The sequence below is a fragment of the Streptomyces sp. NPDC048483 genome (assembly GCF_040651455.1).
Taxonomy (GTDB): Bacteria; Actinomycetota; Actinomycetes; order Streptomycetales; family Streptomycetaceae; genus Streptomyces.
Genome location: NZ_JBEZJZ010000128.1, coordinates 1 through 22,592, shown reverse-complemented (window position 1 = coordinate 22,592; position 22,592 = coordinate 1). Strand labels below are relative to the sequence as shown.

Genomic DNA, 22,592 nt, shown 5'->3' with positions numbered 1-22,592 from the left:
TGTCGAAAATCTCGTAGCAGCGGCGGAGGAGGTCTGCCTGGGCGGCGGGGATGCCGGGGGTCGTGGGTGGCGTCATGGTGGACAGCGAATCGCGTCGCGTACCGGGGCCCAGTCCACTGGCCACCGCCCCACAGGGCGTCAGAACCAGTGCTCAACCGGTGGGCCATCAGGGGCTCGAACCCTGAACCAATGGATTAAAAGTCCCGGCGGGTTCATGATCGACGTTGCTGCTTGGTCCACCGCGGTCCGGTTTCGCCTGGTCAGGGACGACTTCCCTGACGCCTGGTCCAGCGCCGGACGACCTCTGCCACGCCGTCCGCTCACGCATCGCTCACGCATGGCGGACGGGTGAGCTGGCAATTCGAACCGCGATTACCAAGCTGGTAGTGGCTGCCGCAAGGCTTTGGTCGGCAAGGTAGACGCCTACGAGTGCCAGACGCCCGTGGAGCAAGCGAGTGACGTCGCGTACGCGGCGCAGGTGACCGTGGGCATTGGCGCGGGCAGACCCCGTCTCGGCCATGGCGCAGGAAACGGCCCGAACGGGAAGCTGCCCAGCAGATCACTCCATAGGCCCGCGTTTCTCGGTCTGCTGGCCAAGGTGTGGAAGTTCTGATGCTGGGCTGCCGTTCCTATCGGTACGCCCGCAAGGGGCGGGAGACGGCTCGTGCGCGTTCTTGTACGGCTGTGGCGTGGGGGCTGGTCTGGGAAGCTGCGCAGCGAGCGCCTGAGGCGGGTCAGAAGCTGCTATCCACAGCGGCTGTCCTCCAGACGAGAGTCGGGCTCGGTTGTCACAGCTGTCCGAGCATCCAGCTTCCGGGCGCGTCGGGGTCCTCGCTGACCAGGTACTCCCGCCAGGTGGCGTAGTACTCATCCCGGGAGATGCGGCCGTCTCCGTCGCGGTCCATGTGCTTCATCGCGGTCTTCGCGTCTTCTGCGGTCATGCCCCAGAGGTCCCAGACGCGCTGGAGATCGGCGCCGTCGAGCAGGCCGTCTCCGTCGGTGTCGGCGGTGTCGAACTCCGCGTCGAGCGCGGGTCGGAAGGTGCGGTCCAGGAGTGCGGGGTCAGCGACGTGGCGGTGCAGCCCGTCGTGGAACTCCTGCCGGCTGACCCGTCCGTCGCCGTCGGCGTCCATGGACGAGCAGATGTTCTGGTGAACCTGTTCGTAGGTCTCGTGGAGGGCGATCGCCCGCGGGGACCCCTCAGCGTGGCCGAAGCCGCGCGCGAGTTCCTCGGCCGCCCTCGGCCAGTCCTGCGCCTCGATGAAGCCGTTGCCGTCGGTGTCGAGCAGGTTGAAGAAGCGGTCGAATTTGCGGGTGCGCAGATCACTCGTCATGGGCACTCCTGCACTGTGCGAAAGCATTGGGACACTCCAAATCATCCATCTGAGTGCCTAGTTTTTTGCTGATCCGTGGGCAACTGCACCCAAACGAGGGATTAGTAACATGAGTACCCGCAATGCCAGTTGATTCGATCGGGGCCGGAATGCAACCCGCTGCAGGATGCTCCCCGCAGCGGGCGAGTACACGTTCGCAACCGCCGAACGCAGCTCGGGAGGATGAGCTTGTCGATCCTTCCTCGCCGTCAGCGATGTTGCTTGAGCTCGGCGACCAACCTCATGACGCGACCCCGGCCTATATAGCCGGCACGGACGGCGCGGACCGCGTAGAAGCCTCTCCGATGGCCCAGTGGCACAGGGGGAACGTCACGTCAGAGCTCCTCCACGACGGACATCATGTCGTCGTCTGTGTGGCCCTTGGCGATGCGCCGCTGAAGGTACTCGGCCAGCGGGGTGGTGACGGGGTCGGACAGGCCCGCTGCCTGGGCAGAGCGGGTGACTCCTTCGATGGCGGCCAGGTGGGTGCCGAGCGTCGAGTCGTTGGTGCTGTAGTTCCCGGTGGCCGCGCTGGTCAGTGCCCGTTCGAGGGTGTCCGCGAGGGTCGGGATGCTGCGGATCGCTGCCTGGCTGAAGGCTGCCATGGGCAGTGACTCGGCCCTGGCCATGCAGACGGCCTCGATGGCTCCTCGCACCGTTCCGTAGTACAGAGCGAGCAGCGATGCCTCGTAGGCGTTCGCGGCGGCGATGTCGGGGCCGAGATAGTCGTGGTTGTTCCCCCACGCCTTGGCGATCTCCTCGACGGCGGCCCGATCCTGTGGGGCACCTGACCACATGGCGGCGCTCATCTCCGTTCCGATGTGGCGGGGGTAGCACAGGATTCCGCACTCCAGGTAGCGGGCGTCGGGGTTCTTCTCGGCGATCCACTGCTGTAGTCCGCGGGCCTCGTCCGGGGTGCCGGCGGCAGTCTGTACGAGCACGGTTGCGTCAAGGGAGTCCGTCACCGTGGAGAGGACCTGTTGGGTCGTGGGGTAGTCGGGCAGGCCGAGGATGAGGACGGGGGCGGAGCGGACGGCCTCGTCGAGACTGTCGACGGCGTGGCCGCTGTCCACGAACTCCGCGATTTTCGACCGTGTGCGGTTCCATACGTTGACTTTGAGTCCGTACGTGATCATTGCCTTGGCGAGGGCGGTCCCCATGTATCCGGTTCCGATGACGGTGACGTCAGCCATGAGTGTGGTCCTTACGTGGTGGGAGGGTGGGAAATGGTCCGGCCGCCTCGCGCCGACGTTCCGTCGGCCGTTGAGTTGACGGCGGGAGTTGCGTGGTGGGCCCGGATGCCACGGTTCGGGGGGCAGGTGGCTACAGGCCGGCCGGGACCGGGGAGAGCTCGTGCAGGATCAACGAGTCGCCGAACATGCCGCGGAGGACCGAGTGGATGGCGTCGCGGAGCGCGACCTGCGCCAAGGGGTCGATGACGGCGCTCAGGCTCGGCATACCGAAGTCGAAGTGCGCGGTGAACTCGATGCCGGTGGCGTCTCCCTCGGGGTGCACCTGCCATGACCCGTTGAACTGTTCGAAGTCTCCTTCGGTCTGCTCGAAGGAGACGGTGCGGCTGGCCCAGTCGATGCTGTCGCGCTGAGTCCAGAGCAGCAGTCCACCGCGGAATTCGACGTTCCAGCTGGAGAAGGTGCCGAGGGCGTCTTCGACGACCTGCACTTCGTGGACGACAGTGGTGTGGTCGGGGAAGGACGCGAAGTCCCGGAGTGTCTCCAAGGTGGCGTCGGGGCCGGCATCAGGGAGAGTGGCGCGGATGGTGGCGGATGGCACTGGGTGCTTCCTTCGCTGATCAGATGCGATCGGTGGTGGAGTGCACTGCTTTCTCGAAGGCGTCGAGAAGCCAGCTGACGTCGTCGTGCGAGAGGATCGCCGGAGGTGTCAGGCGTACGACTCGTTGCGAGTTGAGGGAGTGATTCGCCAGGACCCGTTGCTCGATCATGTTCAGCAGGAACTCCGCTGCACTGCCCGAGTCGCGGAACTCGATACCGATCAGCAGCCCGGCCCCACGGATCTCGGTGACGGCGTTGCCCGGGCAACGGGCCGTGATCGACCGGAGTTTCCCAAGAAGATCGGCACCCAGGTCGCGGGCCCGCTCGACGAGCCCTTCGGACTCGATGACCTCGATGGTGGCCTGCGCGGCGGCCATCGCGAGGGGCGAGCCGCCGAAGGTCGACGTGTGGAGATAGGGGTCACTGCTGAAGGGCTTGTACAGTTCCGTAGTCGTGGCGAGCGCAGCAACCGGGACGACCCCGCCCGACAGGCCCTTTCCGATCAGGAGCATGTCCGGGACGACGTCCTCACGCTGTGCCGCCCACCAGCGCCCGGTGCGGCCGAGTCCGGTCTGCACCTCGTCGAGGATCATGAAGGCTCCGTAGCGGGAACTGAGTTCCCGGACTTCGCGCAGGTAGCCCGGGGGCGGGATGACGACGCCGGACTCGCCCTGGACGGGCTCCAGGACCACGCAGGACTCGGGGTGCTCGTCCAGCACGGCTTCCAGCGCCCTGGAGTCGCCGTAGGGGACCTCGTACACGCCGGGCAGCAGGGGCTCGAACGGCCCCTGGTACAGCGGGTTCGCGGTGATGCTCAGTGCTCCCAGGGTCTTGCCGTGGTAGCCGCCCGAGGTGGTGATCACCGTGCGTCTGCCGTGCGCGCGGGCAAGTTTGAGCGCGGCTTCCACCGCCTCTGCACCGGAGTTGACGAAGTGCGCCCGGTCGAGACCGGGCGGCGCCACCCGTGCCAGGGCCTGCGCGGCCCCCGCCGCCGACGGTTCAAGGAGCAGCCTGGTCGCCAGCGGGTGCCGTCTGACCTGCCGGACCACGGCCTCGGTAACGGCCGGGTGGCAGTGTCCGAGCAGGAATACCCCGTAGCCGCCGCAGCTGAGGTAGTCGATTCCCTGTGAGTCCATGACCCGTGTGCCCCTGGAGGAGACCTCCAGGGGCGCTCCGAGCAGCTGGACCAGTGACGCACGGCCCTTGCTGAGGTGGCTGCGGTAGACCGCCAGTACCTGGTTGCGGTCGCCGAGATCCAGCACGGGCGCCGTCACCGTGCTGCGGACCGTCGGCGGGGGGCGGCGAGGTGGGCAACCGTTGTCTCGAGGGCCGCGAGGAAGTGCGCCGCACCGAGCGCGGGCAGTTCCGGCGTGGACCCGAAACTTGAGGGCAGAGGGGTATCCACGTCGAGGACGGACATGAGCAACTGCAACCGGTCCAGTCCGCGAAGCTCCCGGGCACTGAGGGAATCGGCGAATGCCGGCCGGATGAGGCGCTCCACCGTCTGCTGAGGGATCAGACGGGGCCCAACCCGGTTCACGGCACTTCCTGCGCTGTACTTCAGGCACAGGTCAGTCACCTGCCGCAGCGACATGCACTCCTCACCAGCAGTCAGCCAGAACTCCCCGGTAGTCCTGCCGGAGTCCATCAGCGCCACGGTCGCCCGAGCGAGTACGTCCTGGGCGATGAAGTCGATGGGGGCCTCGTCGTGCGCGGGAATCATGGCAATCCGGCGCTTCACGGCCGAGCTCATCAGCACATGGATTCCCTGAGTCTGCGACATCCTCCCCGTACGGGAGTCCCCGATGAGAATCGACGGCCGCAGCACCACTACGGGCACGCCGCTCTCCGCCAGCGCCTCCTCGGCAGCGACCTTGCTCAGCACGTACTGATTGGCCGGAGCACCATGGCCCTTACCGCCCGCGAGGTGGGCCCGCGCGGTGAACGCGCTGCTCATGAAGAACAGGCGGCTGCCGGCGTCTGCCGCGAACTGTGCCACGCGCCGCGTGCCGGCCACATTCACCCTGTGGAGGGTCTGCGGATCGGCGTCGAACCGGGTGACAGCAGCGCAGTGCAGGACGGTATCCACCCGCCTGGCCAGTGCCCGATAGGCTCCGGCGTCCAGGCCGAAGCGGTCCTCCGCGAGTTCCCCGACGATGTTCTCCACGCCGGCGACAGGCATGGAGTGGGTCAGCGCGATGACATGGTGGCGTCGGCGCAGGTCCGGCAGGAGCCCCTGACCGACAGCCCCGGACGCGCCGGTGAGGAGCACGGTCTCGGTCACGTCACACCGTCACAGGGAGAATCAGCGGCCCGCGGATGTCGACCGCCTTGCGGACCTGCACTTCCCCGGCCTGCGCCAGGCGCGGAAACCGCTGCGGCAGCCGCTCGAACAACAGGCGGGCCTCCAAGCGCGCGAGGTGCGCACCCAGGCACAGGTGGATGCCGCCGCCGAAAGCGACGTGCCTGACATCCTGGCGCGAAATATCGAAACGGTCCGGGTCCGCGAACCGCAGCGGGTCACGGTTGGCTGCGCCCTGCAGCAAGATCATGCCGACACCCTGCGGGACCACCGTACCGGCGACCTCCGTGTCCACGGTCGTGTACCGGTACGCGAGTTGCGCGGGCGCTTCCCAGCGGAGCATCTCCTCCACCGCGTTCGCGGCGAGGCCGGGGTCCTGCTGGAGCTTGAGGTTCTCCTGCGGATGTGTGAGGAGCGCTGCCACCCCGCTGCCCAGCAGACACGCGGTTGTCTCGTAGCTGGCCGCGTACATCAACACCAGGAGCTCAGCGAGTTCGTCGTCCCTCAGGTCCCCTGTCTCCACCAGCATCGAGGGGATGTCCTGCACGGGGTGCGCACGACGGTCATCGATAACCCGCCGAAAGTATTCGATCGCCTCCAAAACCGCTTCGTCTCCCTTGGCCAGGACCTCCGGACTCAGAACAGGGTCTGTGAGGCTGCTCGTCGCCTCAGCGATCCACTGGAATCTGGCACGGTCCTCCTCCGCCACCCCCATGAGACGTCCCGCAACCGCCGAAGGAATAGCAAATCCCACAAAGTCCTGGAAGTTGACGGCGCTGCCGTCCGATCCCGCATCCGCCAACGCATCCAGCGCCCGATCCACAACACCCTCGACCGTGGCACTCAGCTCAGCAACGCGCCGACCGGTGAAGAACGGAACAACGGCTTGCCGCAGCCGAGTGTGCTCAGGCGGATTACTCATAAGCATGGACCGAAAGAACATGTGCAGCCCCGGATGGTCGCGCCAACCAGGCTGCTCCTTGTCGTGCTCCTCCAAAGTCCCCAAGCGCATATCCCGGCCATAGGAGCGTACACATCCGTCATAAGAACTGACCGTGTACATATTCAGCGCCGAAACGTAATGAACAGGAGCCAGTTCGCGAATCCTGGCCGTGAGTGGATACGGGCTCTCATGCCCCTCGGGAGTGAAGAACAGGGACTCCACGAGCCCGTCGACCAACCGTGCCGCGCCCTCGTCAGTCGCCTGGCTAGCAATCATCTGCATGACACTCCCTGCACAACAGACATCACAACGTAGGGGATAGTACCCCCCAATTATTCCAGTTCAGAGCACGCGCACTTTAATTCGCGACGGCAGCGACTTGGACGAGTGATCTTCTGATTACCCATATCCGAGAATCATCTCTTTTCGTCGGTAAGACTTAATTCAGGGCCGCCCGATATTTCGAGGGCGCACGGTCAGCCCAAGGCGCTGGTCTTTCAGGTGATTCAGACGCAGTGCGCATTCGGGGGCGCGTCGGCCGGCACCGCGAGCACGGTAGGTCCATCAATCTCCTCGTAACAAGACACGATGGAAAGTTAAGGCGTGTCTGATGGATCTTGGAATCGACTGATTGGAGTCAGGACCGAAGCCACAGCCGGATCGCGGCGACCAACACGCTGCCATGAAAAACATAGGCCCTCTTCTCGTACCGGGCCGCCACGGCGCGAAAACTCTTGAGCGCGTTGATGGTTCGCTCGACCTCTTCCTGCGCACATAACAGGCCCGATCGAAGCTGGTGGGTCGGCCGCCGCGGCTTCCACGGCATTGGCAGTTGGCCCACTGGTCCCGGCGCTCGGGGATCGTGTGCCGGATCTGCCGTCGCCGCAGGTAACGGCGGTTGCGGCGGGAACCATACGCTTTGTCGCCGCAGACGTGGTCCGGCCGCGTCCTCGGATGCCCGCCGGCCAGCCGCGGGACATGGATACGGTCCAGGACCGGGATCATCTGCGGGGCGTCACCCCACTGCCCGGGGATGAACAGGACGGCCAGCGGACGGCAGCGGCCGTCACTCGCCAGGTGAACCTTGGTGGTGAGCACGCCGCGTGAGCGGCCGATCGCCTCGTCCGGCCGGTGGTCGGCGGGCCGTCACGCGATCCGTCGGACACGCCTTAGGCCCCGTAGACAGCCCAGGCTGAAGAGGTAGCGGATCAGGCCGCTGCCGCGGCAAACGGCCCGCACCGTGGGGCGCGGGCCGAGACAGAGCGCGGATCGGTCACCGAAGGTAGGTCTGCTGCCATTCGATCGACGACATGTTCAGCGCGGCTTCTGCGAGAGCCTGCGCCGAGGCGGTCTTGAGGCTGGCCAGGCTGGTGTCGATCCAGTTCTGAACGATGCTGCACCCCTGTTCGCGGTATTCAACGGCCTGTACCAGGCATTCCAGCTTGTCCGCGTCGTGGGCTACGACGACCTCCATGGAGTCGCCGTTCTCGTACTCGTCGACGACACGCTGAACTCCGGCAGCCACAGCGGGGTGAGCAGCTGAGACCTGGTCGGCGGTGACCTTCTCATTCGAGGCTGCTTCCAGGTAGCGCCGCCCGATGTGCGGGATATCGCCGACGCGGGTCTCCTGAGTGTCGTGGAACAGACACATCAGGGCGACCTTCGCCGGGTCGGCGCCTTCCATCATGGCCAGCACCGCGCCGATGATGCCCACCCGGAACGAGTGCTCGGCGATGCTCTCCGGATCCTTGACTCCGGCGATCCACCAGCCGGACCGCTTGGCCCGCTTGAGCATCCCCATCTCCAGGAGGTACCCAGCCGTGCCCCGTGCGTTGGTCGTCTCGTCCGCCATGGTGCCCTCCGGTGTCAGTGCTGGTGATCGCGTAGAACGTAATGCACAGCGCCGAGTTCGCGCCGGGATCGTGGGGAGATCAAGCCGTGGTCGAGTATCCGAGCCACGCGTTCGGAGAGCGCCCGAGCGACGTCGGGTGACGCCTGCGGCAGCCAGGTGTGAGCCGTAAGCAGCGTCCAAAAACCAGGATGGCGAAGCTAATGTGTCCTCATGACACAACGCGATTCCGATGCTGGATACGACAACGAGGACGACGTCCCCGAGTGGACCGACCACGTGATGGCGACCGTGGCCGCCGAAGTCCGACGACGCCGAAAGGAGCTACGCATGAGCGCCCAGGACCTGGCAGACGCCTGCGCCGACCTCGGTCACCCGATCCCCCGCAACGTCATCGCGAACATGGAATCCGGCCGCCGCGCCACCCTGCCCCTGGTCGACGTCATGGTCCTAGCCCAGGCACTGCGCACGAACCCGATCTGCCTGATCTACCCGATCGGGTTTGTCGCTGAAGTCCAGAGGCTTCCTTTCGAGGATCGGATTCCCCCGTGGGAGGCCATGCGCTGGTTCACCGCTCAGGACAGCGGCTATCTCGCCGACCACGACATGCTCCGCTACCAGCGCGAGCACATCGAGGCCCTCAGCGAGGCCGGCTCCGCGATGGCCAGCGAGAGATACGCGCAATACGCAGTCGAGACGGCACGCAACGCCGCAGAGCGGGCAGAGGCCCTCCGCGATCAGGCCGCCTGCATCGAGCGAATCGACGCGGCCAAACAGCGCCTCCGCGTGGCCCGCTCCTTCATCCGCCGCGACCGCGGACTTCTCCCCTACCTGCCACCCGAACTCGGCGACATCGACCCACCCAGCACCGACATCGACACCAACCCCACCGAGGAGGACGACTTTTGAAGGGCTCCACCCACCGCCGCTGCTACTGCCGCGACCCCAAGACCGGCAAACCGCTCGGCAAGAACTGCCCCAAGCTCACCAGCCGCAAGCACGGCTCCTACTCCATACGCCAGGAACTCCCGCCCCACGAGGACGGCACCCGCCGCTCCTTCAGCCGCGCCGGCTACGAGTCCCTCAAGGCCGCCCAGGCCGACCTGGACCACATACGCGCCCTGCTCGCCCTCGCCGACACCGACGACCCGGACAGCACGGCACGCCTCGTCACCATGCTGGAGGAGGTCGCCGACGAGAAGGCGCCACTGCCCGATACCGAGGAGACCCGCCGCCGGCTGCGGGCGGGTCTGGCCCTACGGGGCAGCCTGACCGTCGGGGAGTGGGTCGACTCCTGGTTCGCGTCGAAGAAGCGCCGCAAGACGACCCTCAATGGCTACGCCTCGCATATCCGGGTCCATCTCAAGCCGCGCATCGGCCACATACGCCTCGACCGCCTCAACGTTGGCCACCTGGTGGAGATGTTCGACGCCCTTGCCCTCCAGAACGAGGCGATCGAGGCCGAGAACGAGGCCCGCCGCGCGCAGATGGCCCGCTGCAAGCCGAGCAAGCCGGGGCGGCCCGTAGCCGCCGAGCGGGCGCGGCTGGCCCAGGAGCGGGAGAAGCTGGCCGCGATGCCGCCGTTCCGGAAGACGGCCGGTCCGGCCACCCGGCAGGCCATCCGACGCACTCTGCGCGCCGCGCTCAATGCGGCCATCGCGCAGCAGCTCATCACGTTCAATCCGGCGGCCCACGTCGAACTCGAATCCGGCAAGCGCCCGAAGCCCCTGCTGTGGACGGACGAGCGGGTCCGACGGTGGCGCGAGACGGGTGAGATACCAGGTCCGGTCATGGTGTGGACCCCAGCGCAGTTCGGCGCCTTCCTCGACGCCGCCGAGGGCGACCGGCTGTATGCGTTCTTCCATCTCGTCGGGACGCGTGGGCTGCGACGCGGCGAGGGCGTCGGGCAGGGCTGGTCGGACGTCGATCTCGACGCGGGACTGATCACTCCCGCCAAGGAGATCGTGGTCGACGGCTGGGCGACGTACGAGTCCGAGCCGAAGACCGACGGCAGCGCGAACACCATCGCGCTCGACAGCCTGAACATCGCTGTCCTCCGGGCGCACAAAGCCCGGCAGGACGAGGAACGCCGGGCGTGGGGGACGGCCTGGAAAGACACGGGCAAGGTCTTCACTCAGGCAGACGGCTCATGGCTGCACCCGGAGACGGTCTCCGACACCTTCCGGCGCATCCTCGCGGCCACGGATCTCCCGCCGATCAAGCTCCGTGATCTACGCCACGTCGCGGCCACCCTCACCCACGGAGGCGGCGGAGACATCCACACGGTGAAGGAGGTGCTGCGGCACTCCACCATCGCGCTCACCTCGGACACGTACACGAGCCTGCTCCCCGAACTCGACCGGGAGATCGCCGAGAAGGCCGCACAGCTCATTCCGAGGGCCCGTCAGACGGCACCCGAGGCGGAGTCCAGTACTCCCGCTCACGCATCGCTCACGCACGAGCCGGAAAACACCGCAGCGCCCCGGTCGGACCAGGCCGACGAGGACGCTGCGTAGCAGGTCAGAGGGGTCTTCCTCGACCTTCTGCGGTGGGCCATCAGGGGCTCGAACCCTGAACCAATGGATTAAAAGTCCACTGCTCTGCCAATTGAGCTAATGGCCCGCACCGAGCAGCATAGCCCGAGGATGCGCCACAGCCCGAAGCCATTAGCCATCGGGCCCCGCAACAGGGCTTCCGGCCCCCTCGCCGGGGCGCCGGATCCGGGCGGGCGGCACGGCGAACGCCGGCGGGGTCCGGTCATCTCGTACGGCCGCGGTCGACGCCGAAGCCCCGCTCCGGCCGTACGACACCCCGGCTGCACCACACGCCGCACTCCCCCACAACGCGCAGGGCCCGCACGGCACTTGAGTGTCGTACGGGCCCTGCGGTGGAGCCAGGTATCAGCTGTCGGCTACCGGCTGTCAGCCGTTGCGCTTCCAGCGCGGCTTGTCCTCGCGGCGGCCGAAGGAGCCGGTCGCGGTGCCCGAGCCGCGGTGGTCGTCGCGGCGGCCGTGGGGACGGTCGCCACCGGAGCGGAAGCCGCCGGTGGACGGGCGGCCGCCGGAGCGGTCGTCACGGTTGAACGGACGGTCGCCACCGGAGCGGTAGCCACCGGAGGGACGGCCGCCGGAGCGGTCATCGCGGTTGAACGAGCGGTTCGGCCGGTCGCCACGGTCGGCGCGGAAGCCGCCACCGGAACGGTCGTCGCGGCGCTCGAAGGTACGGCCGCCGGAGCGGTCGTCACGACGGTCACGGTTGAAGCCACCACCGGAACGGTCGTCACGACGGTCGCGGTCGCGGTTGAAGCCGCCACCGGAACGGTCGTCGCGGCGCTCGAAGGTACGGCCGCCGGAACGGTCGTCACGACGGTCACGGTTGAAGCCACCACCGGAACGGTCGTCACGACGGTCGCGGTCGCGGTTGAAGCCGCCACCGGAACGGTCGTCACGACGGTCGAAGGAACGGCCGCCGGAACGGTCGTCACGACGGTCGTCACGGCGCTCGAAGGAACGGCCACCGGAACGGTCGTCCCGGCGCTCCCGACGGTCGAAGTTCCCCCGGTCGTCACGGCGTTCGTACGAGCGGTCCGGCGTCGCCTGGGCCGGCACGGTGACCTCGGCGGCCTCCGCGGCCTCGGCGGCCTCGGCAGCGGCGGCGAGCGCCTCGGCCGGGTCCTCGCCACGCTCACGGGCGGCGCGGGCGGTGAGCCGGTCGGCCTCCTCGCGCAGCTCGGTGGCGCGGCGCTGCACCCGCTCCAGCTCACGGGTGAGCTCGGTCACCTCACGCTCGGCCTGCTTGGCGGAGTTGTTGGCGGACTCGGCCTGGACCTCGGTGAGCGAACGGGCGCCGGTGATCTTGGCGACGTCCTCGTCGAAGGCGCCGGAGCCGCCGACGATGTGGCGCGAGGCGTCCACGCCCGCGTCCTCCATCAGCCGGAAGATCTGGCGGCGCTGGTGCGGCAGGGAGAGCGAGACGACGGTGCCGGACTGGCCCGCGCGCGCCGTGCGGCCCGAGCGGTGCAGGTAGTCCTTGTGGTCACCGGCCGGGTCGACGTTCAGGACCAGGTCGATGCCGTCGACGTGGATACCGCGGGCGGCGACGTCGGTGGCGACCAGCGCGTTGACGTAGCCGTCCTTGAAGTCGGCGAGGACGCGGGTACGGGCACCCTGCGTCATACCGCCGTGCAGCGCGTCGGCCTTCACGCCGGCGTCCACGAGCTGCTCGGCGATGCGGTCGGCGCCCAGCTGGGTGCGGACGAAGATGATGGTGCGGCCCTTGCGGGCGGCGATCGCGGCCGTGACCGGCGCCTTGTCCTTCGGCTTCACGACCAGGACGTGGTGGGTCATGGTCGAGACGTTGCCCTGGGCACTGTCGACCTCGTGGCTGACCGGGTTGGTCAGGTAACGCTTGACCAGGGTGCCGATCTCGTTCTCCATCGTGGCGGAGAAGAGCATGCGCTGGCCGCCCTCGGGCACCTGGTCGAGGAGCTCGGTGACCTCGGGCAGGAAGCCCAGGTCGGACATCTGGTCGGCCTCGTCGAGGACGGCGACCTGGACGTTCTCCAGCGAGCAGGCGCCGCGGTTGATGATGTCGCGCAGTCGGCCCGGGGTGGCGACGAGGATGTCGACGCCGCGCTCCAGGGCGTAGATCTGGTTGCCCATGGACGTACCGCCGCAGACGACCTTGATCTTCAGACCGAGGACATCGCCGTACGGCTGGAGGGCGTCGGCGACCTGCATCGCCAGCTCGCGGGTCGGGGTCAGGATGACCGCGCGGGGCTTCTTCTTCTCGGTGCGGCCGTCGGCGAGGCGCGCCAGGGCCGGCAGACCGAAGGAGAGGGTCTTGCCGGAGCCGGTGCGGCCACGGCCGAGGATGTCCTTGCCGGCCAGGGCGTCCGGGATGGTCGCGGCCTGGATCGGGAAGGGGGTGGTGACGCCGTTCTGCGCGAGCTTGCGGACGACGCCCTCGGGCAGTCCGAGGTCGGCGAAGGTGATGGTGGGCTCGGTGGGCTCGGCGGCCTCAACGGCCTCGACGGCGTCGGTCGTCTCGACCGGCGCGGTCACCTCGGGAGCCGTCTGCTCGTCGGCTGCGGGCATGACGGACTGCTCAGGGGAAATGGACATGCGAAATGCGAAACCTTCCGGAGTCTCGGCACGCGCCCAAACTCCGTGTGTTTCACACGACCGCCTCTATGCGGTCAGCCACGGCAAGGGAGAGAACGCGCCACGCGGCGCGCTTCTGTTCTGGCGCCGGGCAAATGGGATCAAACGATCTACCACCATACGCACCCTGCCCCCCTGAAGGCAAATGCCCTTCCGGTCAACCGGCGCCCCACCACCGTACCCGCCCCTCACGCGCCCCTCAGACATCCGGCCAGAAACCCGGCTCCACCTGCGAATACATCGGACGGGCCGACGACTCGGACACCGGCGCGGAGGGCGACTGACCGGAGGCCTGTGAGCTGGGCTGCGGGGGGCCGCTCGGCGGCTGGGTGGGCTGGGCGGTGGGCGTGGTGGGGGTCGGCGAGGCCGGCGGGGAGGACTGCTGGCCGGGGCTCGACGGCGTCGGGTCGGCGGGCCCGTCCGCGGGCGGGCGGCTGTGGCCCCTGCTCTCGCTGGGCACCGGGCCGGACGGCTCCGCCGGCCGCGGCGGTGCGGTCCGGGAGGGCGCCGTGGACGTCGCGCTCGCCGACGGATCCGCATCGCCCGCCCCGCGGTCCGCGGGCCGCCGCCCGTCGCCGCGCACCGGCCGGTGCGGCCCGCCGCCCCGCCCGTCCGCGGTCAGCCCGCCGGGGTGAGGGTCGGCGTCCTTTCCGTCGCCGTGCCGCGCGGTGCTGCCCGACGGCTTGGGCGGCTCGCGATCGCTGACGCTCATGCAGCCGGCCAGCGAGGCGGCCAGGGCGGAGACGGTCACCGCGGCGGCGGTGACACGGGCCAGCGGGCGGCCGGCCGGGGACGGCGACGGGGACGGGTCGCCTGAAGAACGGGGGAATGACTGACCTGACGCGATCGGGCGCACGGCGGGACCTCCGGATCCGGAGCGCAGGGACGGCGGTACGGACTCCCTGCCCAACTCCCGCCGCCCGCCCGAGGACACGCACACCGCGCGCCGGATCCGGTCAGCCGTAGCCCAGCGCGTGCAGCCGCTCGTCGTCGATCCCGAAGTGGTGCGCGATCTCATGAACGACCGTCACTTCGGTCTCGGCGACCACGTCCTCGCGCGAGGCGCACATCCGCAGCGTCGGGCCCCGGTAGATGGTGATCCGGTCCGGCAGCACGCCCGCGTACCACTCCCCGCGGTCGGTCAGCGGCGTCCCCTCGTACAGCCCGAGCAGCTCGGGGTCATCGGCCGGGGGCTCGTCCTCGACGAAGACCGCCACGTTGTCCATCAGCCGCGTCAGCTCCGGCGGGATGCGGTCCAGCGCCTCGGCGACCAGTTCCTCGAACTCCTCGCGCGTCATTTCCAGCACACCTCCATTCTCTCCCGTATCTCCGCCCCCGTACGCCGCATGGACACACTCCCGGCGCGGCCCTCCCGGCGCCTCAAGGGGAGCGGCCCACTCCCCGCTTAATGACCACCGCTTCCGGGCATACGGGGCCAATGGACCGCGCAGCGCGCTCCCGGACACCGACCGCCGCCCTCTGCCGTACGCCCTTGATGGCCGATGTCACCAGGCCGCGGCACCCAGCCGCCCGCGCCCTCGGCCTGATGGCCGTCACCGTCCTCGGCGCCTGGCTGGGACTGCTCGTCCTCGGCACCGCCCACACCCCCGTCGGCCCGATGGATACACGCATGACGCTGCGGCCCTCGCTGACCGGCGGCACCCGGATCGATGTCGCGCCCCTGGGCGACCTGGAACTGAACAGCCACTACGCGCCGCTTCGGCTCGATGTCGACGTCGACCGGCTGGATCCGGTCCGTTCCCAGGCGCTGGTCGACCACCCCGAACGGTTCGCCGGCCTGCAGGCCGAGGTCACCCACGACGTCACCCGCGGCGCCATCGGCCTCGCCTTCCACTCCTGCCTTGCAGTGACCTGCGGCGCCGCCGGGCTGAGCCTGGCCGTCCACCGCCGCCCGCGCCGCGCCCTGGCCGCCGGCGGCCTCGCCCTCGCCCTGCTCGCCGCCTCCGCGGGCACCGCGTACGCCACCTGGAACCCCAAGTCGGTCCTGGAGCCGAAGTTCTCCGGACTGCTCTCCTCGGCCCCGTCCGTGGTCGGCAACGCCCGCAACATCGTCAGTGAATTCCACGTCTACCAGGAGGAGTTGGCGCGTCTGGTCACCAACGTCACCAAGCTCTACGACGCCGCCTCGACGCTTCCCGCCTACCAGCCGGACCCCACCACCATCCGCGTCCTGCACGTCTCCGACATCCACCTCAACCCCTCCAGCTGGCGGATCATCGCCTCCCTGGTCACGCAGTACCGGATCAACGTGATCATCGATACGGGCGACACCATGGACCACGGCTCCGCCGCCGAGAACCACTTCCTGGACCCGGTCTCCACCCTCGGCGCCCCCTACGTCTGGGTGCGCGGCAACCACGACTCACGCACCACGCAGAAATACCTGACCGGCCGCAAGCACGTCATCGTCCTGGACAACGGCAAGGTCACCCGGGTGGCCGGGCTGCGGATCGCGGGCGTCGGCGATCCGCAGTTCACGCCGGACCGCTCGGTGGTGGCGGCGGGCGACCCGGCGGAGCGCACGGCCGGCGGCCGGCTCGCCGACTCGCTGCGCACCCAGCGGCTGGCCCATGCACCCGTCGACATCGCGCTGGCCCACAACCCCGCCGCCGTCACCGAGGCCGACGGCCTGGTCCCGCTGGCCCTGGCCGGACACCTCCATCACCGCGAGCACACCACGCTCCCCCAGGGCACCCGGCTGATGGTCCAGGGATCTACGGGCGGCGGCGGTCTGCGCGCCGTACAGAACGCGAAACCCGCGCCGGTCCAGGCGTCGGTGCTCTATCTGGACCGCCGGACCAAACGGCTCCAGGCCTGGGACGAGATCACGCTCGGCGGCCTGGGCCTCTCGCGCGCCGAGGTCAGCCGCCATCTCCCCCGCGAGAACCAGCCGGGCGCCACCCCGTCGCCGAGCCCGACTCCCCTGTCCGGCCCCTCCGCGCCCTCGACCAGGAACCCTTCCGGCGGCACCCGGTAACCGGCCCCGGTAAACCGTTTTGGCGAACGGTCCTCCCATCCCATATGCTTCTCACGTCCCCGACGGCGCCGGTAACGACGCCAAGGTGGCCACCAGCCCTCATCGTCTAGTGGCCCAGGACGCCGCCCTTTCAAGGCGGTAGCACGGGTTCGAATCCCGTTGGGGGCACGCATTACCGTGTGCGAGACTGGTTCAGGCCGCTTTCGCGCAATGCAAGGTCCTGTGGAGCAGTTTGGAGTGCTCGCCACCCTGTCAAGGTGGAGGCCGCGGGTTCAAATCCCGTCAGGACCGCTGCGGCTGGGTAGCTCAGTTGGTACGAGCGATCGCCTGAAAAGCGATAGGTCGCCGGTTCGACCCCGGCCCCAGCCACACCCTTTGGGAGAAGGCCCCGGTTCTTGGAACCGGGGCCTTCGTCGTGTCCGGGGTCAGATCTGTTAGGCGGCTTCCCCGGTGCTCCCGCCGCCCGGTTTCCGGAACATCAGCCGGGCCCCGCCGTATATGGCCGCCAGGCCCATCAGGTGCAGCGCGCCACGCAGCAGCGCCATCGTGTCGATCCAGCCGTGCGGCGCACCGAAGGCGAGCCAGCATTGGAGGGCGATTCCGGCGGCCAGCACGGCGCCCGCGGCCATCCGTCGTAATCCATCGTTCATGCGGCCATCGTGGCCCGTGCGGGCGGCCGGGCTCCACTGGATTGCCGCGGGCAGCAACGATCAGGCCTCCGCCGCATGCGCCGGTGCCGTCTCCCGCCCACCCGGCTGGCGGTGCCGCCACACCCAGAAAACCGTGCCGGACAGCACCGCCCAGCCGGCCAGCACCAGATACGGGAAAAGGTGCTGGTGGCCACCGAAGTAGACCGCGGTGTGCTGGGCGTTGACCGAGGCGCCGGGCGGCAGCCAGCGGCCGATGTGGCCGAGGGCGGAGGGCAGCAGGGGCCAGGAGACCGCGCCGCCCGAGGAAGGATTGCCGAGCAGGACCATCAGGCCCCAGGTGGGGAGCATCGCCCAGCGGCCCATCAGGGTGTTGAACATCGAGAAGACCATGCCCGACGTGAACATCGTCAGCGCCAGGATCAGCCAGGACTGCACAAACGGCAGGTGCAGCGCGCCCAGCCACCAGTCGACCACCGCGGCGATGGTGAAGCCGCCGAGCAGGGCGTAGACGAGGGTGCAGGCGATGCGTTCGGCGGGGTTGAGGGCGCGGGCGTGCACGCTGAGCTGGATGGCGCCGACGAAGCCGATGATCACGGCGGCCAGTGAGATGTAGAAGAGCGCGAGGCCGCGGGGATCACCCTTCTGGAGTGGCCTGATGTCCCGGATGCGGACGTCCACGCCGGTCGCCTTGCCGACCTTGGCGCCCGTCTCGGCCAGGAGCTGGGCCACCGACGCGCCCGCCGCGCCGGCCACGTCCAGCTCCACCGCCCGGCCGCGGGGCCGCAGGACGGCGAACTCCCGCTGCTCCTCGACGGCGGTCGCTGCATGCCCGCGGCGAACGTCCGCTCCTCGGGAGCGTCCCGGAGGCCGACCGCGGCCGTCGGAATGTGCCGGGGCGTCGGATCGGCCATGGCATAGGTGTACGAGCCGGCGAAGAGGCCGGCGGCCGCGGCGAGGATGAAGATCAGGACCAGCGCGGGGAGGAACGGCGATTTCTTGACCGCTGCCCACCTCTCGCCACTGGTCGGCGGCCGTCCGTGGGCACCGTGCGGCGCAGCGTCGCCTCGCGGATCGGACATGGGAAACACGCTAAGGCACGATTACCGGACATACCCGCATGTATCATCCGCTCGTACCCGGGGATACGGCGTCCGTCAGCAAATGGTTCGCCACGCGATTCGGCAAGGTGAGATCCTGGGGGACGTATGTCCAGTCAGCCTGCCTCCGCCCCGCCCGACGGCGCCGCTCCCGCCCTGCCCTCCTTGCTGGAGCGTCTTCCCGAGCTGATGCTGCGCGACCAGCAGCGGCTGGGGCGCCGGCTCGACGGCGCGCGCCGGATCCGTAAACCCGAGGCCCGTGCGGCCGTGCTCGCCGAGATCTCGGCCGGCCTCGACGAGGCGGAGCTGCGGGTCGCCCAGCGGCGCGCGGCCGTCCCGGAGGTCACCTATCCGCCGGAGCTGCCGGTCAGCCAGAAGAAGGACGAGATCCTCGCGGCGATACGTGACCACCAGGTCGTGATCGTCGCCGGGGAGACCGGCTCCGGCAAGACGACGCAGATTCCCAAGATCTGTATGGAGCTGGGCCGGGGTGTCCGCGGCCTGATCGGGCACACCCAGCCGCGCCGGATCGCGGCCCGTACGGTCGCCGAGCGGGTGGCCGAGGAGCTGAAGACGCCGCTGGGCGAGGCGGTCGGCTGGAAGGTCCGGTTCACCGATCAGGTCGGCGGCGACACCCTCGTCAAGCTGATGACGGACGGCATTCTGCTCGCCGAGATTCAGACGGACCGCGAGCTGCGCCAGTACGACACGATCATCATCGACGAGGCGCACGAGCGCAGCCTCAACATCGACTTCATCCTGGGGTATCTGGCGCAGCTGCTGCCCAAGCGGCCGGACCTCAAGGTGGTCATCACCTCCGCGACCATCGACCCGGAGCGGTTCTCGCGGCACTTCGGCCAGGCTCCGATCGTCGAGGTCTCCGGGCGTACGTATCCCGTCGAGGTGCGCTACCGCCCGCTGCTCGAGGAGGGCGGCCAGGACAGCGACCGGGACCAGATCACCGCGATCTGCGATGCGGTGGACGAGCTGCAGGCGGAGGGGCCGGGCGACATCCTGGTCTTCCTCTCCGGCGAGCGGGAGATCCGCGACACCGCCGACGCGCTGACAAAGAAGAACCTCCGGTCGACGGAGGTGCTGCCGCTGTATGCGCGGCTGTCGCACGCCGAGCAGCACCGCGTCTTCCAGCGGCATACGGGGCGACGCATCGTGCTGGCCACGAACGTCGCCGAGACCTCGCTGACCGTCCCGGGCATCCGGTACGTCATCGACCCGGGCATGGCCCGTATCTCCCGCTACAGCTTCCGCACCAAGGTGCAGCGCCTGCCCATCGAGCCGGTCTCGCAGGCCAGCGCCAACCAGCGCAAGGGCCGCTGCGGCCGGACGAGCGACGGCATCTGCGTCCGGCTGTATTCCGAGGACGATTTCCTCACCCGGCCGGAATTCACCGACGCGGAGATTCTCCGGACGAATCTGGCCTCCGTCATTCTGCAGATGACCGCGGCCGGCCTCGGCGACATCGAGAAGTTCCCGTTCATCGATCCGCCGGACCGCCGCAACATCAAGGACGGCATCGACCTGCTGAGCGAGCTGGGCGCGCTCGAGACGAACCAGAAGTCCCCGCAGCCGGGGCAGAAGGGGCAGCGGCTCACCCCGCTCGGGCGCAGGCTGTCCCAGCTGCCGGTGGACCCGCGGCTGGCACGGATGGTGCTGGAGGCGGACCGTAACGGCTGCGTCCGCGAGGTCATGGTCATCGCGGCGGCGCTGTCCATCCAGGACCCGCGGGAGCGGCCCTCGGACAAGCAGCAGCAGGCCGATCAGCAGCACGCCCGTTTCAAGGACGAGACGTCGGATTTCCTGGCGTTCCTCAACCTGTGGCGTTATGTCCGCGAGCAGCAGAAGGCGCTTTCCTCGTCCGCTTTCCGCCGGATGTGCCGGTCGGAGTTCCTGAACTATCTGCGGATACGCGAGTGGCAGGACATCTACTCGCAGCTGCGTACGGTCGCCAAGTCCATGGGCATCCATCTCAGCGAGGAGGATGCGGCCCCCGACCATATTCACACCGCGCTGCTTTCCGGTTTGCTTTCGCATATCGGACTGAAGGACACGGACGCCAAGAACGAATATCTCGGCGCCCGCAGCGCCAAGTTCGCCGTCTTCCCCGGCTCCGCGCTCTTCAAGAAGCCGCCGCGCTGGGTGATGTCCGCGGAGCTGGTGGAGACCTCCCGGCTGTGGGCGCGGGTGAACGCCAAGATCGAGCCCGAATGGGTCGAGCCGCTCGCCCAGCACCTGGTCAAGCGCACCTACAGCGAGCCGCACTGGGAACAGAAGATGGCCGCGGTGATGGCGTACGAGCGGGTCACGCTCTACGGCGTCCCGCTCGTCGCACAGCGCAAGGTCACCTACGGGCGGATCGACCCGGAGGTCTCGCGCGATCTGTTCATCCGCAATGCCCTGGTGGAGGGCGACTGGCGTACCCACCACCAGTTCTTCCATGACAACCGCAAACTGCTCGGCGAGGTCGAGGAGTTGGAGCACCGCGCCCGGCGCCGCGACATTCTCGTCGATGACGAGACGCTCTTCGACTTCTACGACCAGCGCATTCCGGAGGACATCGTCTCCGGCGCGCACTTCGACTCCTGGTGGAAGAAGAAACACCGCGAAGAGCCGGAGCTGCTGAACTTCGAGCACTCGATGCTCATCAATGAGTCCGCCGAGGCCGTCACCAAAGACGATTACCCCGATTCCTGGCGGCAGGGAAAGCTGAAGTTCACGGTCACGTATCAGTTCGAGCCGGGCGCGGACGCGGACGGTGTGACCGTCCACATCCCCCTCCAGGTCCTCAACCAGGTGTCCTCCGAGGGCTTCGACTGGCAGATCCCGGGGCTGCGCGAGCAGCTGGTGACGGAGCTGATCCGGTCGCTGCCCAAGCCGATCCGCCGCAACTACGTGCCGGCGCCGAACTTCGCGGCCCGCTTCCTGGACTCCACGGTGCCACTGCAGGGCGCCCTCACCACCTCTCTGGCCGCCGGGCTGCAGCGGATGGTGGGCGTGCCGGTTCAGGCCGCGGACTTCGACACCGCCAGGATTCCCGACCACTTGAAGATCACCTTCCGGGTGATCGACGAGCGGCGCCGCAAGCTCGCCGAGGACAAGGACCTGGAGGCGCTGCGGCTGAAGCTCAAGCCGAAGACCCGGGCCGCCATCTCCAAGGCCTTCGAGCAGGCCGCCGAGCGTCCCGCCAAGGACCGCAAGGGCGACGGCGCGGCACCGGCGGGTCCGGAGCAGCGCGCGGGGCTCACGTCCTGGACGATCGGCGCGCTGCCGCGCACCTTCGAGACCCGGCGCGCGGGCCAGCCGCTCAAGGCGTACCCGGCGCTGGTGGACGAGGGCAGCAGCGTCGCCGTACGGCTCTTCGACACCGAGGACGAGCAGCTGCAGGCGATGTGGGCCGGCACCCGCCGCCTCATCCTGCTCAACGTCCCCAGCAACCCCGCCAAGTTCGCCCAGGACAAGCTGAGCAACCAGCAGAAGCTCGCGCTGTCGCGTAATCCGCACGGCTCCATCCCTGCGCTCTTCGAGGACTGTGTGACGGCCGCGGCCGACCGCCTGATCGCGGCGCGGGGCGGCCCGGCGTGGGACGAGGAGTCCTTCCGCAAGCTGTTCGACGCGGTGCGCACGGACCTGGTGGACGCCACGCTGAAGACCATCCAGCAGGTCCAGGAAGTACTGGCCGCCTGGCAGGCGTGCGAGCGCCGGCTGAAGGACACGACGTTCCCCTCGCTGCTGCCGTCGCTGACGGACGTGAAGGAGCAGCTGGCGGCGCTGGTCAAGCCGGGCTTTGTGACGGCGCACGGCGCCAAGCGGCTGCCGGATCTGATGCGCTATCTGGTGGCCGTCGACCGCCGACTCCAGCAGCTGCCCACCAACGCCGAACGGGACCGCACCCGGATGGCGAAGGTGAAGGAGATGCAGGACGAATACGCCTGGCTGCTGGAGCAGTTCCCCAAGGGGCGCCCGGTGCCGGCCGCGGCCCGGGAGATCCGCTGGATGATCGAAGAACTGCGGGTGAGCTACTTCGCGCATGCGCTGGGGACCGCGTATCCGGTCTCGGACAAGCGCATCGTGAAGGCCGTGGATGCCGCCGCGCCCTGACGGGTGGGCAGCCACCGGTATCGAGTTCGACCGCACCCCCTGACCTGCTGTACAGTCTTGCTTCGCAGCCCGCCGCAAGCGGGAGGCAAACGCAAGGTCCTGTGGAGCAGTTTGGAGTGCTCGCCACCCTGTCAAGGTGGAGGCCGCGGGTTCAAATCCCGTCAGGACCGCATTTTTACGGCCCGCACCATCACCCGGTGCGGGCCGTTTGCTGTACGGCCGCGGCCACGCCCGCGGCGGGGCCGCCATCGGACCCACATCCCCCCGTGGACCGACCCGGACATCAACATCCGCGATGCGCAGAAGGTGTACGAC

At 68.7% G+C, this 22,592-nt stretch carries 15 protein-coding genes, 5 tRNA genes and 2 pseudogenes; 8 read left to right on the top strand and 14 right to left on the bottom strand.

The window, feature by feature from the left end:
- Positions 1 to 788 precede the first annotated feature (788 nt).
- The 8 genes and pseudogenes from AB0D04_RS37315 to AB0D04_RS37280 form a co-directional block, all read right to left on the bottom strand.
- The gene (locus AB0D04_RS37315; protein ID WP_362711856.1) at positions 789 to 1,334 is read right to left on the bottom strand and encodes an EF-hand domain-containing protein; all 546 of its coding nucleotides are present in this window, start codon (positions 1,332 to 1,334) and stop codon (positions 789 to 791) included.
- Positions 1,335 to 1,708: 374 nt separating this feature from the next.
- Positions 1,709 to 2,566, bottom strand: a complete 858-nt coding sequence (locus tag AB0D04_RS37310; RefSeq protein ID WP_362711855.1) for an NAD(P)-binding domain-containing protein — start codon at positions 2,564 to 2,566, stop codon at positions 1,709 to 1,711.
- 130 nt (positions 2,567 to 2,696) lie between these two features.
- A complete protein-coding gene (locus tag AB0D04_RS37305) occupies positions 2,697 to 3,164 on the bottom strand; it encodes an SRPBCC family protein (RefSeq protein ID WP_362711854.1) in 468 nt (155 codons plus the stop codon).
- 19 nt (positions 3,165 to 3,183) lie between these two features.
- The gene (locus AB0D04_RS37300; RefSeq protein ID WP_362711853.1) at positions 3,184 to 4,425 is read right to left on the bottom strand and encodes an aspartate aminotransferase family protein; all 1,242 of its coding nucleotides are present in this window, start codon (positions 4,423 to 4,425) and stop codon (positions 3,184 to 3,186) included.
- A gap of 8 nt (positions 4,426 to 4,433) precedes the next feature.
- On the bottom strand, positions 4,434 to 5,447 hold the full coding sequence (locus AB0D04_RS37295) for an SDR family oxidoreductase (protein WP_362711852.1): 1,014 nt from the start codon (positions 5,445 to 5,447) through the stop codon (positions 4,434 to 4,436).
- 1 nt (position 5,448) lies between these two features.
- A complete protein-coding gene (locus AB0D04_RS37290) occupies positions 5,449 to 6,690 on the bottom strand; it encodes a cytochrome P450 (protein ID WP_362711851.1) in 1,242 nt (413 codons plus the stop codon).
- A 355-nt stretch (positions 6,691 to 7,045) separates the two neighbouring features.
- Positions 7,046 to 7,551, bottom strand: a pseudogene (locus AB0D04_RS37285) (IS5 family transposase); the annotation flags it as partial.
- Positions 7,552 to 7,681: 130 nt separating this feature from the next.
- The gene (locus AB0D04_RS37280) at positions 7,682 to 8,260 is read right to left on the bottom strand and encodes an HD domain-containing protein (RefSeq protein ID WP_362711850.1); all 579 of its coding nucleotides are present in this window, start codon (positions 8,258 to 8,260) and stop codon (positions 7,682 to 7,684) included.
- Positions 8,261 to 8,470: 210 nt separating this feature from the next.
- Between AB0D04_RS37280 and AB0D04_RS37275 the strand changes: the two genes are divergently transcribed.
- Both AB0D04_RS37275 and AB0D04_RS37270 read left to right on the top strand, forming a co-directional pair.
- Positions 8,471 to 9,166: a transcriptional regulator gene (locus tag AB0D04_RS37275; protein WP_362711849.1), complete on the top strand. Its 696-nt coding sequence runs from the start codon at positions 8,471 to 8,473 to the stop codon at positions 9,164 to 9,166.
- Entirely contained in the window at positions 9,163 to 10,773 is a 1,611-nt protein-coding gene (locus AB0D04_RS37270; protein WP_362711848.1) for a site-specific integrase, read from the top strand. The genes AB0D04_RS37275 and AB0D04_RS37270 overlap by 4 nt, the downstream gene beginning before the upstream one ends.
- A gap of 33 nt (positions 10,774 to 10,806) precedes the next feature.
- Here AB0D04_RS37270 and AB0D04_RS37265 read toward each other — a convergent pair.
- The 4 genes from AB0D04_RS37265 to AB0D04_RS37250 all read right to left on the bottom strand — a co-directional run bounded on the left by AB0D04_RS37265 (position 10,807) and on the right by AB0D04_RS37250 (position 14,726).
- Positions 10,807 to 10,879: transfer RNA gene (locus AB0D04_RS37265), tRNA-Lys, on the bottom strand.
- Between the two features lie 299 nt (positions 10,880 to 11,178).
- On the bottom strand, positions 11,179 to 13,380 hold the full coding sequence (locus tag AB0D04_RS37260; protein ID WP_362711847.1) for a DEAD/DEAH box helicase: 2,202 nt from the start codon (positions 13,378 to 13,380) through the stop codon (positions 11,179 to 11,181).
- Positions 13,381 to 13,618: 238 nt separating this feature from the next.
- Positions 13,619 to 14,170: a hypothetical protein gene (locus AB0D04_RS37255; RefSeq protein WP_362711846.1), complete on the bottom strand. Its 552-nt coding sequence runs from the start codon at positions 14,168 to 14,170 to the stop codon at positions 13,619 to 13,621.
- A gap of 205 nt (positions 14,171 to 14,375) precedes the next feature.
- Positions 14,376 to 14,726 (bottom strand): metallopeptidase family protein, encoded by a 351-nt coding sequence (locus AB0D04_RS37250; protein WP_362711845.1) that lies wholly within the window; start codon positions 14,724 to 14,726, stop codon positions 14,376 to 14,378.
- Between the two features lie 188 nt (positions 14,727 to 14,914).
- Here AB0D04_RS37250 and AB0D04_RS37245 point away from each other — a divergent pair, with 188 nt between their 5' ends.
- From AB0D04_RS37245 to AB0D04_RS37230, 4 genes are all read left to right on the top strand, one after another.
- Positions 14,915 to 16,417, top strand: a complete 1,503-nt coding sequence (locus AB0D04_RS37245; RefSeq protein ID WP_362711857.1) for a metallophosphoesterase — start codon at positions 14,915 to 14,917, stop codon at positions 16,415 to 16,417.
- Between the two features lie 95 nt (positions 16,418 to 16,512).
- Positions 16,513 to 16,585: transfer RNA gene (locus AB0D04_RS37240), tRNA-Glu, on the top strand.
- 48 nt (positions 16,586 to 16,633) lie between these two features.
- Positions 16,634 to 16,708, top strand: a tRNA-Asp gene (locus tag AB0D04_RS37235).
- 4 nt (positions 16,709 to 16,712) lie between these two features.
- A tRNA-Phe gene (locus AB0D04_RS37230) sits at positions 16,713 to 16,786 on the top strand.
- A 65-nt stretch (positions 16,787 to 16,851) separates the two neighbouring features.
- Here AB0D04_RS37230 and AB0D04_RS37225 read toward each other — a convergent pair.
- Together AB0D04_RS37225 and AB0D04_RS37220 are read right to left on the bottom strand one after the other, a co-directional pair.
- The gene (locus tag AB0D04_RS37225; RefSeq protein WP_362711844.1) at positions 16,852 to 17,067 is read right to left on the bottom strand and encodes a hypothetical protein; all 216 of its coding nucleotides are present in this window, start codon (positions 17,065 to 17,067) and stop codon (positions 16,852 to 16,854) included.
- A gap of 60 nt (positions 17,068 to 17,127) precedes the next feature.
- A pseudogene (locus AB0D04_RS37220) lies at positions 17,128 to 18,146 on the bottom strand (ABC transporter permease).
- 126 nt (positions 18,147 to 18,272) lie between these two features.
- Here AB0D04_RS37220 and hrpA point away from each other — a divergent pair.
- Entirely contained in the window at positions 18,273 to 22,277 is a 4,005-nt protein-coding gene (gene hrpA, locus AB0D04_RS37215) for an ATP-dependent RNA helicase HrpA (RefSeq protein ID WP_362711843.1), read from the top strand.
- A gap of 95 nt (positions 22,278 to 22,372) precedes the next feature.
- A tRNA-Asp gene (locus AB0D04_RS37210) sits at positions 22,373 to 22,447 on the top strand.
- The last annotated feature ends 145 nt before the right edge of the window (positions 22,448 to 22,592 follow it).